At 63.2% G+C, this 12,530-nt stretch carries 13 protein-coding genes; 5 read left to right on the forward strand and 8 right to left on the reverse strand.

Going from position 1 to position 12,530, the window contains the following annotated elements:
- Positions 1 to 11: 11 nt before the first annotated feature.
- The 3 genes from JQ575_RS16825 to JQ575_RS16835 all read left to right on the forward strand — a co-directional run bounded on the left by JQ575_RS16825 (position 12) and on the right by JQ575_RS16835 (position 3,131).
- Positions 12 to 1,619 carry a hypothetical protein gene (locus tag JQ575_RS16825; RefSeq protein ID WP_212034337.1) on the forward strand — a complete coding sequence of 536 codons (1,608 nt, stop codon included), beginning with the start codon at positions 12 to 14 and terminating at the stop codon, positions 1,617 to 1,619.
- A gap of 110 nt (positions 1,620 to 1,729) precedes the next feature.
- Positions 1,730 to 2,152 (forward strand): DUF5413 family protein, encoded by a 423-nt coding sequence (locus JQ575_RS16830; RefSeq protein ID WP_212034338.1) that lies wholly within the window; start codon positions 1,730 to 1,732, stop codon positions 2,150 to 2,152.
- 442 nt (positions 2,153 to 2,594) lie between these two features.
- Positions 2,595 to 3,131 (forward strand): DUF4112 domain-containing protein, encoded by a 537-nt coding sequence (locus JQ575_RS16835; RefSeq protein WP_212034339.1) that lies wholly within the window; start codon positions 2,595 to 2,597, stop codon positions 3,129 to 3,131.
- A 181-nt stretch (positions 3,132 to 3,312) separates the two neighbouring features.
- Here the strand turns inward: JQ575_RS16835 and JQ575_RS16840 are convergent, their stop codons facing one another.
- The 5 genes from JQ575_RS16840 to msrA all read right to left on the reverse strand — a co-directional run bounded on the left by JQ575_RS16840 (position 3,313) and on the right by msrA (position 5,961).
- Positions 3,313 to 3,597, reverse strand: coding sequence for a hypothetical protein (locus tag JQ575_RS16840; protein WP_192737574.1), 285 nt, complete (start codon positions 3,595 to 3,597; stop codon positions 3,313 to 3,315).
- Between the two features lie 235 nt (positions 3,598 to 3,832).
- The gene (locus JQ575_RS16845) at positions 3,833 to 3,997 is read right to left on the reverse strand and encodes a DUF3309 family protein (RefSeq protein ID WP_212034340.1); all 165 of its coding nucleotides are present in this window, start codon (positions 3,995 to 3,997) and stop codon (positions 3,833 to 3,835) included.
- Positions 3,998 to 4,200: 203 nt separating this feature from the next.
- Entirely contained in the window at positions 4,201 to 4,575 is a 375-nt protein-coding gene (locus JQ575_RS16850) for a hypothetical protein (RefSeq protein WP_249119324.1), read from the reverse strand.
- A 237-nt stretch (positions 4,576 to 4,812) separates the two neighbouring features.
- On the reverse strand, positions 4,813 to 5,217 hold the full coding sequence (gene msrB, locus JQ575_RS16855; protein ID WP_212034341.1) for a peptide-methionine (R)-S-oxide reductase MsrB: 405 nt from the start codon (positions 5,215 to 5,217) through the stop codon (positions 4,813 to 4,815).
- A gap of 24 nt (positions 5,218 to 5,241) precedes the next feature.
- On the reverse strand, positions 5,242 to 5,961 hold the full coding sequence (gene msrA, locus JQ575_RS16860; RefSeq protein WP_212034342.1) for a peptide-methionine (S)-S-oxide reductase MsrA: 720 nt from the start codon (positions 5,959 to 5,961) through the stop codon (positions 5,242 to 5,244).
- A gap of 237 nt (positions 5,962 to 6,198) precedes the next feature.
- On the opposite strand from msrA, the gene JQ575_RS16865 reads away from it, so the two are divergent.
- A complete protein-coding gene (locus JQ575_RS16865) occupies positions 6,199 to 7,896 on the forward strand; it encodes a caspase family protein (protein ID WP_212034343.1) in 1,698 nt (565 codons plus the stop codon).
- A 151-nt stretch (positions 7,897 to 8,047) separates the two neighbouring features.
- Here JQ575_RS16865 and JQ575_RS16870 read toward each other — a convergent pair whose 3' ends face one another.
- A complete protein-coding gene (locus JQ575_RS16870) occupies positions 8,048 to 9,157 on the reverse strand; it encodes an ATP-dependent RecD-like DNA helicase (RefSeq protein WP_212034344.1) in 1,110 nt (369 codons plus the stop codon).
- A gap of 183 nt (positions 9,158 to 9,340) precedes the next feature.
- Between JQ575_RS16870 and JQ575_RS16875 the strand changes: the two genes are divergently transcribed.
- Positions 9,341 to 10,552: an LLM class flavin-dependent oxidoreductase gene (locus JQ575_RS16875; protein ID WP_212034345.1), complete on the forward strand. Its 1,212-nt coding sequence runs from the start codon at positions 9,341 to 9,343 to the stop codon at positions 10,550 to 10,552.
- A 33-nt stretch (positions 10,553 to 10,585) separates the two neighbouring features.
- On the opposite strand, the gene JQ575_RS16880 is transcribed toward JQ575_RS16875, so the two are convergent.
- Positions 10,586 to 10,828 (reverse strand): hypothetical protein, encoded by a 243-nt coding sequence (locus tag JQ575_RS16880; RefSeq protein WP_212034346.1) that lies wholly within the window; start codon positions 10,826 to 10,828, stop codon positions 10,586 to 10,588.
- A 360-nt stretch (positions 10,829 to 11,188) separates the two neighbouring features.
- Positions 11,189 to 12,091, reverse strand: coding sequence for an ABC transporter substrate-binding protein (locus JQ575_RS16885; RefSeq protein ID WP_249166695.1), 903 nt, complete (start codon positions 12,089 to 12,091; stop codon positions 11,189 to 11,191).
- Positions 12,092 to 12,530: the final 439 nt, after the last annotated feature.

The following is a 12,530-nucleotide window of genomic DNA, read 5'->3' on the forward strand; positions in this document are numbered from 1 at the left end:
GTTGAGTCGTTATGGCTGACTACTACCCGCTGATCGCCCGCGCCATTGCCGGACTGGACCCCAGTGCTCCCGGCGAGAGCCGCCGTGCGCTCTATGAGCGGGCCCGCTCGGCGCTGATCGCGCAGCTGCGCAGCGTGCAGCCGCCGCTGAGCGAATCGGAAATCACCCGGGAGCGGCTGTCGCTGGAAGAGGCCGTCCGCAAGGTCGAATCCGAGGCCGCCCAGCGCGCCCGTGACGCCTCGCGGCCCGGCGGCGCCGGGGCTTCGCGTGGCGGCGACGCCTTCCGCCGCGCCAATGCGCGCCCGCCGGAATCCGGCGCGCCTGCAGCGAGCCCACCCCGTCCGCGCCCGGCTTCGCCGCCGCCCGCGCGCGAACCCCGTCCGCCGTCCGGTGACGGCGACCAGCAACGCGCGCCGCGCAACCTGCGGCCCGATTTGCCGCCGCCGCCGCCACGTCCGCCGCAGCTGCCGGCGCAGGAGCCTACGCTGCCGCCGACCCGTGAACGGTCAGGCGCGGCGCGCCGCGGCCCCGACAATTCAGCGCCGCAGATGCCGCAGCCCCCGGGCATGCGCGGCTTCCGCGACATCGCCGCCGACGCCGACGATCTCGGCCGCGCCGCCGCGCAGGCCAACCGCTCGGCGCGCAAGACCTACGCCAACGTACCCTCGCCCACGCCGGAGTTCGACCGGCTGGAGCCGAGCATGGAGAACCGCGGCGCCGATCCGGAAGCGCCGTATTCCTATGAAGAGTCGCTCGAGGAGGCCGACCGCTATTCGCCGCAGGCTTCCCCGATGCAGCCGCCGCCGCAGCGTTCGCGGCTGTCGCAGGATCGCGACCGCGAGCCGAAAAAGGCACGCCGGGTCGGCGCGGCATTCCCGTTCAAGAGCGCGATCGCGGTCGGCATCGTGCTGGTCGTGATCGGCGCTGCGATGGTAGGGGGCAAGTCCGCCATCAACGTGGTGAGCAGCCTGTTCAAATCCTCACCCGTCGTCGAAGCGCCGAAGGATCCCGCGGCGCCGCAGTCGAAGCCGAAGATCCCCGATCGCGTCGGCCAGCCGTCGTCGGACCAGGTGGCGCCGGTGGCGCAGCGCGTGGTGCTGTATGACGAGGACCCGTCCGATCCCAAGGGCAAGCAATATGTCGGCTCGGTGATCTGGCGTACCGAACCGATCAAGGCGAGCGGCAACCAGAAGCCTGACATCAGCGTGCGCGCCGACATCGAAATTCCCGACCGCAAGTTCAAGATGACGATGTCGTTCCGCCGCAACACCGACACGTCGCTGCCCGCAAGCCACACCGCGGAGCTCACCTTCATCCTGCCGCAGGATTTCTCCGGCGGCGGCGTCGGCAACGTGCCGGGCATCTTGATGAAATCCAACGAGCAGGCGCGCGGCACGCCGCTGGCCGGGCTCGCCGTGAAGGTCACCGACGGCTTCTTCCTGGTCGGCCTCTCCAACGTCGACGCCGACCGCGCCCGCAATCTGCAGCTCCTGAAGGAGCGTTCCTGGTTCGACGTGCCGCTGGTCTACGTCAACCAGCGCCGCGCCATCATCGCGATCGAAAAGGGCGCGCCGGGCGAACGGGCGTTCAACGAGGCGTTCGCGGCCTGGGGCGAGTAGGGGCGGCGGCGGATTGTGTCGCAACGCGTCCGTCAAGCTTGTCGAATTATTCGCAAGATCGTCGTAAGACGGAGACCGCATCTGATCCCGCGATTGGAAAAGGACGGTCCATGAAACGCTATCTGATCTTCGGAGCTATCGGCCCGTTCGTCGGCGGGTTGCTGATGCTGTTCGCGATCACGATGGCTTCGGGCTACTGGGCTCAGACCGACTGGAAGGAGGTCGGGAAATTCTTCGGCACTTTCGCCAAGACGCTGCAATACAGCTATCTGTTCGGCGTCGTGCCGGCGCTGATGATCGGCGCCATCGACGACATCCTGTACCACGTGCGGCGGATACCCTGGTGGGTGCGGGTATGCATCGTGGGCGCGATCGGGTTCACGATCACGGAACTGCTCTATGGCTCGCGCGGCCCGGACACCGGCGTGATTCAGTTCATCCTCTACGGGCTGGTCGGCGGCGTGCCCGCGGTGCTGTCGTCGTGGCTGGCACACAAGTATGCCGACGAACAGGCGCCGGTGCACTCGACGTAGAATCGTGACAATAGCTTCCGCTTTTCAGAAATCGTGTCAAGCCAGAAGGTGCACACCTCGGGCGCAATGTGCCGCGGGAACGCGAAGGTGCGTCTGACGGTAGCTCCGTCATCCTGAGGTGCGCGCTCTTGCGCGCCTCGAAGGACGACGGCCCGACTGTGGCCGATTCATCCTTCGAGGCTCGCTGGCGCTCGCACCTCAGGATGACGGGTTTGAGACTGAGCTGTTTGAATTTTGAATCGGAACTGCAAGCCACGTCATCGCGAGGAGCGAAGCAATCCATTCTTGCTTGGCGGCCCGATGGATTGCTTCGCTTCGCTCGCAATGACGGAGGTGGGTTCCTGCACTGTTGGGACGAACTTCGACGGCCGCACAGGTGCTAACTCAGCGAGTTCAGCGATAATTTGACGCAACTTGCACACGCCTTCTGCGTTACCATCTGATGGCCATGACAAACGACGATATTTTTGTGCCGAACCGCGCCGCCGAACGTCCCTCACAGGGCCGCGCGAAGGGCCGTGGGCCTGTGATCGACCAGGAGGGGCGCGAGATCCCCGACCCCGGCCTGCGCGGGCAATTCGAGGGTTTCAGGATCGACTTCGGGAATTCCAGCGCCAACCCGTTTGGCAACCTCACCCGCGAGCAGCGGCTGGCGCGGCTGGAAGCGCTGTCGAAACTGCTCGACGTCGCCTTCATCGTGCCGGGCACCAAGATCCGCTACGGCATCGACGGGCTGATCGGGCTGATCCCTGTCGTCGGCGACATCATCACGACAGCGATCTCGCTGTGGGTGGTGCGCGAGGCGCGCGCGCTCGGCGCGCCCTGGCACATCACGACGCGGATGCTGGCCAATGTCGCGCTCGACGGCGTAGTCGGCCTGGTGCCGGTCGCGGGCGACGCCTTCGACGTCATGTTCCGCGCCAACGTCCGCAACGTGCGGATGCTCAAGCGCTGGCTCGACAAGCAGCCGCGCTCGTGACGAGTGATCCTAATCTTTCGTCATGGCCGGGCTTGTCCCGGCCATCCACGTCTACCTTGCCTAGGTGAAGTAAGACGTGGATGCCCGGCACAAGGCCGGGCATGACGGAGACTAAGAGATACTCGCACGAAAAAATGCCCCCGGACATCGTCCGAGGGCAGACAGCTCGAAAGCTTAACTGTTACGCAGCGTCGGCGTTGGTTTCGGTCGCGGCGGGCGCACGGGGGCGGCGCGTCAGCGGGAAGGCCTCGCTCTCATAGAGCGTGCGGATGCCGCTCTGGTCGAAGCGGGCTTCCTCCACCTGCAAGTAAGCGCCGTTCAGCGAGTCCGCCGGCAGCTCCTCGATCGCGAAGCGAACCGCTTCGGCCGCGGTGCCAAAACGCCGATATGCAAAGCCAGCCCGCTTCTTCTTGCGGATCGCGGCAGGAAACAGTTCGGCTGCGGTGTCGTAGCTGAATGGACGCATGGTTTGTGACCTCAATCTTTTTGGCTCGTTCGTCGAGCGAGTGGGGATTGGATGACGGTGGGCCGCTATCCCGGGCGGCGCGCCGTGCACGTCATTTCGACCCCCAATATAAGCCTGTTTGACAGAAATGCGACTCCTGATGCGCAGATCGGGGGTGATGCTGAATCCGCGCATGGCTGGCTTTGGGGCCGTTTCGGACCGAAATAAGGCCTGTTATTTCAATGGGCTACGACGCCTAAAGTTTGCGCAGCAGCACCAGGATGAGCAGCACGATCAGGATCACCCCGATTAGCCCCATGCCGGAATGGCCGAGACCATAGCCATAGCCGCCAAAACGGCCGGAGAAGCCGCCCAAGAGGAAAATAATCAGGATGATGATCAGTATTGTGCCAAGCGACATGGCGGCCTCCTGAAAGCGTGGCCGGCGTCAGGTGAAAACGCCCCGCGGCCCGGAGCAAAGCATACTCCAGGCCGCGAGTTCTCGCTCCGCCGAAAGGGGGAAATGTCATTCCGAGGCGCGAAGCGAACCCGGAATCTCGAAATCCCGGGTGCGCAATTGCGCACCTGAGGTTCGCTTCGCGCCCCGGGATGACGGCTACGTCGTCACTTCTTCGTCTCGTCGATCGGCAGCACCTTCAGCGGCGTCGCGTAGGGCTCGACGCGCAGCGAGTCCGAGGCGAGCAGGCCGATCTTGTGCAGCGGCGCCTGTTCGAGGTCGCCCGAGGCGGATTTGTGCACGGCGTATCGCCAGACGCTCATCGAGCCCTTGGCGACCAGCATCTTGGCGATGCCGCCGGCGTTCTTGCCGTCCATCTGCGCCAGATCGTCCTCGGCGATGCCGATGACGATTTCATCCTTGGCGGTAATGACCTTGAACAGGGAGACCTTGTCGGCCGCAAAAGCGGGCTGGATCACAACGCTCTCCATGATGAGGGTGGCTGCGCCGAGACCGAGCAGCAGACGTTTCGATAATTGCATCTGAACTTTCCTTGTTTGCGCGCCGGGCAAACCGGAGAAGCACCCCTGAAAAATGAAAAACCCCGCGCGACCAGCTCTTGGTCGCACGGGGTGGGAAATGAGTTCGAATGTTAGGTGCGATTTATCCATCTGTCGTCATTGGCGGGCTTGACCCGGCAATCCATCATCTTGAGAGAAGTCGATGGATGCCCGGGTCAAGCCCGGGCATGACGAGTAGGGGACGACGGCGAATGCCAGCTATTTCGGCTCCAGCTTCAGCGCGGCCGAATTGATGCAGTAGCGCAGGCCGGTCGGGCCGGGGCCGTCCTCGAAGACGTGGCCGAGATGGCCATTGCATTTCGAGCACAAAACCTCGGTGCGGATCATGCCATGGCTGACGTCGCGTTCCTCGTCGACATGGCTGTCGACGGCGGGTGCGGTGAAGCTCGGCCAGCCGCAGCCGGAATCGAACTTGGCGTCGGATTCGAACAGCGTCTGCCCGCAGCCGGCGCAGGTATAGGTGCCCTTGCGGTGCTCATGCTCGTATTCGCCGGAGAACGGCCGCTCGGTCGCCTTTTCGCGCAGCACCGCATACTGCATCGGCGTCAGCTCGCGGCGCCACTCGGCCTCGCTTTTCTCGACCTTGGTCTTGGTGTCGGACATGGAGTCTCCTTTGAATTTGGTCCCTCAGTTGCTGGCCTTCGCACTGCTCACCAGCGTCGGCTTGTCGAGGTAGTCGCTCGCAAAGATCTTCTTGAGGTTATGGACCTTCGGAATGTCGTTGAAGGCAATATAGGGCTGGTTCGGGTGCAGCGTCATGTAGTCCTGGTGATAGGCTTCCGCCGCATAAAACGCCTCCAGCGGACCGACCTTGGTCACGATCGGCTTCTTGTAGACCTTGGCGGCGTTGAGCTGGGCGATATAGGCCTCCGCGACCTTTTTCTGCTCGTCGCTGGTGGTGAAGATCGCCGAGCGATATTGCGTGCCGGTGTCCGGGCCCTGGCGGTTCAGCTGGGTCGGATCGTGCACGACAGAGAAGAAGATCTGCAGGATCTTGCCGTAGCTGATCTTGTTCGGGTCGTATTTGACCTCGACCACTTCCGCATGATTCGTAGTTCCCATCGAGACCAGATTGTAGTCGGCAGTCGCCTTGGTGCCGCCGGCGTAACCGGATACGGCGTTGACCACGCCCGCGGTGTGCTGGAACACGCCCTGGACACCCCAGAAGCAACCGCCGGCAAGGACCGCGGTCTGGAGGCCGCTGGCCGGCTGCACGTCGGCGGCGGGCGGGGGGATGATCACGGCTTCTTCCGCGGCGCGCGAGGGGGTGACGGCGAACGCGGCAATGGCGAGCGCGCCGATGGCGGCGGCGCACAGCGAAAGGCGGCTGGATCGGCGAGGGGACATGGTTTCCTCTTGGGGTTGTTGGAAGGCAGTTTAGAGCGGGAGCCGCGTTTCGCAATCGGCGCAGCTTCCTCAGATACGCAGAGATACGAGCCCGGGCTCATTTTGTTACGGCCGGCGACACACGAGTTCGTGAATAAAACCGCGCCGGCGCATTAGGCGCGATGTTTGGCCACGCTTGACCGAATCCGGCGCAGCTTCCCACAATGAACCGCCGGCAGCCTCCGGCGACCAAAATTCATGCGCCGGAGCGTTTCACTGATGTTGCGCGCCTTCCTGGTCATCGTCACGCTTGTCGCCGCCGGCTCTGCGCGGGCGGCGGGCGATATCGACACCTGCCGGAACAAGGATGCGGAACCGGTCGCAAGACTGGCTGCCTGCGACACCGTGATTGCCGACAACAAAATGCCCGCCAAAGCCAAGGCGGGCGCTCTCGCCGTTCGCGGCGAGGCGCTGATCAAGAAGCGCGACTATGACGGCGGGATCGCTGCCTATACCACGGCGATCGATCTGGTTCCCGATAACGCCGGATACATCAACATGCGCGGCCTCGCCTATAGCAGCAAGGGCGAGGACGAACGGGCCCTGGCCGACTACGCGCAGAGTTCGAAACTGCAGCCGAATTTCTCGAGCCCCTACAACAACCGCGCGCTTATTTTCATGCGTCAGGGCGACCTGCAGCGCGCCCTCACCGAACTCGATTCCGCCGTCAGGCTCGCGAACAACGACGCCAGCCGCTACAATCACCGCTTCAACCGGGGGCGCGTCCAGACCTACCGCAAGCAATACGAGGCGGCGCTCGCCGATTTCGCCGAGGCGAAAAAGATCAATCCTGATGCCCCGCAGGTCGCGGCCTACCGTTGCATCACCTACGCCGAGATCAGGAAGTTCGACGAAGCGATCGCGGATTGCAACGTGGCGTTGGTCCACACGCCGAATTCGGTCTATGCGATGACCAGCCGCGGCAATGTCTATCTGGCAAAGGGTGACCTCGACGCTGCGCTGAAGGATTACAACGAGGCGCTCAGGATCAACCCGAACAATATCCGCGCCCATGCCAACCGCGGCAAGGTGTTCGAAAAGCGCGGCGACCTCGCGGGCGCGCGCGGCGAATACCGTGCGGCGAGCGCGGCCCTGACCAAGTTCGATGATATCGATACCGCCATTGCGCGCCGCTTCGCCAAGGAGCGCCTGGCGGCGCTGACGGCCGGAGGAGCCCCCGCGTCATCAGGTCCGCGCAAGGTCGCCTTGATCGTCGGCAACAGCGCCTACAAGAACGTGCAGCCGCTCGCCAATCCGGCGCGCGACGCCAAATTGATCGCGTCCACGCTTCGCGACCTCGGCTTTGCGACCGTGACGCTGGCGCCGGACCTCACCCGCGACAGATTTTTCGCGGCCCTGCACGAGTTCGGCACGCAAGCTGAAAAAGCCGATTGGGCGGTGGTTTACTATGCCGGTCACGGCATGGAGATCGGCGGCGTCAATTATCTGATCCCGACCGACGCCAAGCTCGCCGCCGACCGCGATGCGGAGACGCAGGCGGTGGCGCTTGAGCAATTGATCGCCGCGGTTTCCGGCGCGCGCAAGCTGCGGCTGGTGATATTAGACGCCTGCCGCGACAATCCGTTCGAGAAGAACATGCAGCGGACCATTGCGCTGAAGCTGGTCAACAAGGGCTTTTCCAACATCGAGCCGGAGGCCGGCTTCATGGTGGTCTACGCCGCCAAGCACGGCGAGACCGCGCTCGACGGCGATTCCGTCAACAGCCCGTTCGCAACCGTGCTGGCGCGTGAACTCAAGACGCCGAAGGTCGAGGTACGGAAACTGTTCGATATCGTCCGCGACGACGTCTGGACGATGACCAAGCGCGCGCAGCAGCCCTTCACCTACGGCTCGCCGCCCGGGAAGGAGGATTTTTATTTTGTCGCGGAGAAGTAAGCCTTGCCGTCATTGCGAGCGAAGCGAAGCAATCCATAGCGCGGCATAATCGATAGATGGAGTGCTGCGTCGCGGAGCCTGTCATCGGGCGCGCATTCGCGCGACCCGTTGGCTCCTCGTAATGACGTAGAGGGGAGCGGAACAGTCGTCCCTACACCACCACGCTCAGCCGCTTCGCGGCGCGCGTGATGCCGGTGTAGAGCCAGCGCGCGCGGCTGTCCTGGAACGCAAAGCTTTCGTCGAACAGCACCACGTCGTCCCATTGCGAGCCCTGCGACTTGTGCACGGTCAGCACATAGCCATAGTCGAACTCGTCATAGGGCTTGCGCTGTTCCCAAGGGATGGTCTCGATGGCGCCGCCAAAGCAATCGCCGCGCACGGAGACTTTCGTCACCTTGTGGCCGAAATCTTCATCCGGCGACAGCCGCATCGTGATGATCTTCGATTTCGACTGCGCGCGCGACTTCACCCGCCACAGCCCGCCGTTGAACAGGCCCTTCTTGCGGTTGTTGCGCAGGCAGACCAGCTTGTCGCCGGCAACCGGCAACGGATCCTCGATGTTCTGCTTCTGCCGCACCCGCATGTTGTAGGCGCGGCGGGTATTGTTGCGTCCGACCAGCACCTGATCGGCCTTCATCACCCGGTCCGGGTCGAGTTCGCTCCGTGACACCACCTCGCTCTCGCCATGGCGGCCGATTTCGAGTTCGCGGCCCTCGCGGATATCCATCGACATCCGCACGATCGGATCGTCCTGGGCCTGGCGATGCACCTCGGTCAGCATCGCGTCGGGCTCGCAATCGGTGAAGAATCCGCCCCCCTGGATCGGCGGCAGCTGCGCGGGATCGCCGAGCACCAGCAGCGGACAGTCGAACGACATCAGGTCGCGGCCGAGCTCGGCGTCGACCATCGAGCATTCGTCGATCACGATCAGTTTCGCCTTCGAGGCCGGCGCGTCGTCCCAGAGTTCAAAACTCGGCTGCTCGACGCCGGATTCCCGCGCGCGGTAGATCAGCGAGTGGATGGTAGAGGCGTTGTCGCAACCCTTGTTGCGCATCACCAGCGCGGCCTTGCCGGTGAAGGCCGCGAATTTCACCTCGCCGTCGACCCCGTCGGCGATGTGCCGCGCCAGCGTGGTCTTGCCGGTTCCGGCATAGCCGAACAGCCGGAATACCGGCGGCGTGCCGTTCTTGCCGGGCTTTGCCTTCATCCAGTCGGCAACGGCCTTCAGCGCGGAATCCTGATGCGGCGTAAACGTGGTCATTTGGTCTCGGCGGAGGGGCAAGCGGGCCGTGATCGGCCGCGACTCATCGAAAACTCAAGCTAATCATTTGCGCGTTCCATGCAAGCCGGCTTCCGCGGCGCGGAATTGGAGTTTCATGCCCGAGGCTAGACTTGGGCAGCGCGGCGAATACACTGCAACAAAACAACAATCGGGAGCGACGTCATGAAGTTCGGCATCTTTTATGAGCTGCAACTGCCGCGCCCGTGGGAAGAGGGCGATGAGCTTCGGCTCTACCAGAATGCCCTGACGCAGCTCGAGACCGCCGACCGGCTCGGCTATGACCACGCCTGGGTGGTGGAACATCATTTCCTGGAAGAATATTCGCATTCGCCGTCGCCCGAATCGTTCCTCGCCGCCGCCTCCCAGCGCACCAAGAAAATCCGGCTCGGCCACGGCATTTTCCAGCTCACCACCAACCATCCGGCCCGCGTTGCCGAACGTGTCGCGGTGCTCGATCTGCTCAGCAACGGCCGCTGTGAATTCGGCATGGGCGAGAGCGCCTCGATCACCGAGCTGACGCCGTTCGGCCGCGACATGGAGACCAAGCGCGAGGTCTTCGAGGAAGCGGTGCAGGCGATCTTCCCGATGTTCACCAAGGTGGGCACCGAGCATCACGGCAAATATTTCGACATCCCGTTGCGCAACGTGGTGCCGAAGCCGGTGCAGAAGCCGCATCCGCCGCTGTGGATGGCGTGCTCGCAATTGCAGACCATTGAACGCGCCGGCGAGAACGGCTTTGGCGCGTTGGGCTTTCAGTTCGTCAGCGCCGAAGCGGCGCATGCCTGGGTGCACGCCTATTACAACGCGATCACCAAGCGGCTGAAGAAGCTCGCCGATTACGAGATCAACCCGAACATGGCGCTGGTGTCGTTCTTCATGTGCGCCAAGACCGACGAAGAGGCGCGGGCGCGCGCCGATGGCGCGACCTTCTTCCAGTTCGCGCTGCGCTATTACGGCGCGTCGCAGAACCGGCAGCGCCCCGACCCCGGCACCGTCAACATGTGGGACGAATACAACAAGTGGAAGCGCGAAAATCCGGAGGCGCAGGAAGCAGCCCTTCGTGGCGGCCTGATCGGCTCGCCGGAAACCATCCGCAAGAAGCTGCGTCGGTTCCGCTCCTCGCACATCGACCAGGTGATCCTGCTCAACCAGGCCGGCAAGAACAGCCATGAGCACATCTGCGATTCGCTGGAATTGTTCGCCAGGGAAGTGATGCCGGAATTCCAGCACGATCCCGAGCACGAGGCCTGGAAGGCCGGCGTGATGAGCGGTGCGATCCAGCTCGAGGAAATCGACACCGAGGCGTTCAAGGACCGTTACGGTAAACTGGCGGTCAGCGTCGCGCCGACGCAAAAGGTTGCGGTGGCGGGATAGCGGGCACGCCGAGATCGCCTGGGGAAGTCTTGGTCAGGAGGCGTCGAACAGCGCGATAGCCCGTTCCCTGACGGCTCCGCCGCTGCCATCCTCGCGCGCGATCAGCACGTAGTCCGTGCACGGCAGTCCCGACTTTGCGGTGGTGAAGCGTCTGCGGACCTTCGCACCGTGCACAATATTGAAGTACAGCGCCGCGCTTTCATCCTCCAGCTGTCGGAAGCACGAGAGTTCTTCGCGCGCTCCCGCGAGATGCCGGATGGTGTAATGCGGGATCATGTCTGATGCTGCCCAGTTCGTTTCGTTGATTGGCCTTCCGCCGGGAAGTTCAGAATTTCAGTGAAATCCCCAGACGATCATGGTCAGCAGCGCCGCCTGGCAGATGATCGCCACCGCCATTTTGATCGGATAGATCGTGCTGCGTTGAATCATCTGTGACCTCGTGCGCTCGCTCGCGTGGCCGTGACGAGTCATGTCGAACGGGCCTGATTATTCCCTCGAAGCGCTGCTTTTTGAATTCCAAAGCAAGGCAGGTTCCTCGCACAACATTCTCTGGACGTGGGCCACTGCAGAAGAAATTACAACGGGGTGAGGCCGGCACCGGATGCCGGCCCCTGTCCGTTTCATCTGAGTGGTGCGTCAGTTCGATCCGGCAGCCGCCGCGGTAAAGCTGCGATCGACGGATTTGCTGACATCGAGCGTCTTGGAAAGGATGCCGTAGCGCGTCGCGCGGTCGGAGGCTTCCTGGACTTCCTTGACGATGCCGGTATCGATCACGATCGGGCTGGTTTTTTGCGCGGTGTAGGCGCTGAGCAGCACGTCTTCCGGCAGCTTGGTCAGCTCGGAGGTGTTCCTGGCATATTCGGGCAGGTGATCCAGCGACCATAGCCGCGCCTTGTTGAGCCGCTGCACGAGATCCTGCACGGCCGCCCGCTTGGTGGCGATGGCGGAATCGGATGCCACGATGAAGGTGATGGTCGGCGTCAGGCCGTCACCGTTGGCGACGACGCGGGCCTTGTCCTTCAGCGTCGCGTAGGACACGTAGGGCTCCCACACCGCCCATCCGTCGATCGAGCCGGCGACCAGCGCGATCTTGGCATCGACCGGTCCGAGCGGCGCAAAGGTCGCGTCGTCGACCTTGTATCCGGCTTTCTCCAGCGTCGCGTCGATCAGGAACTGGCCCCAGCCGCCGCGCGTTCCCGCCAGCCGCTTGCCTTTCAAATCCGCGGCCGTCCTGATCGGCGAATCCTGTCGAACGAGAATTGCCTGCGTGCGGGCATCGGAGCGCGTCCCGCCGATCGCCTTGATCGGCGCGCCGGTGGCATAGACGGTGAGGAAGGACAGATCGCCGGTATAGCCGACGTCGAGCGCCCCGGCGTTCAGCGCTTCGAGTATCGGCGCCGCGGCAGGAAATTCCGACCATTCGATCTTGTAGGGAAGATCCTTCGCCAATCCCGCGATTTCGAGCAGCGAACGGTTGCCGCCCTTCTGGTCGCCGACGCGGAGCGTCACGATGTCTGCCGCCATGGCCGATGCTGTCATCGCCAGCCCCAGCGCCGCGCCGAACAGGGTGGTGTTAAATTTGCGGATGCGTGAGCGCGTTGTTGATTCGAGTTTGTGCATGCCTTTGTTCTTTCCGGTGTGATCCGCCGCATTGCGTGAGGCAATCGGCGATGCAGCAAGCGTACGGGCGACGGCTCCGCAGTCAATGAAATGGCTGACTGAATATTTTGATGCGTCGGCAACGATCGCCTCGCTACTCGCGCGCGAATAAAAATTGTCTGCTGTGCGGCTTGAATTCGTTCGAAACCGGAAGAATTGAATCGATGCGGGTCGCTGCATATTTTGCGAGCGCGCGAAAACCGTTTCATCGCACGACGATGTCAGCGTGGAGATAATCTCTCCGTTCGCTTTCACATTCAAAATTCCATTTCATTGACGATGGCGTTGCTGCCGCGCATCATTTGAACGTCAGATCAAA

The organism is Bradyrhizobium sp. JYMT SZCCT0428 (assembly GCF_018131075.1).
Taxonomy (GTDB): domain Bacteria; phylum Pseudomonadota; class Alphaproteobacteria; order Rhizobiales; family Xanthobacteraceae; genus Bradyrhizobium.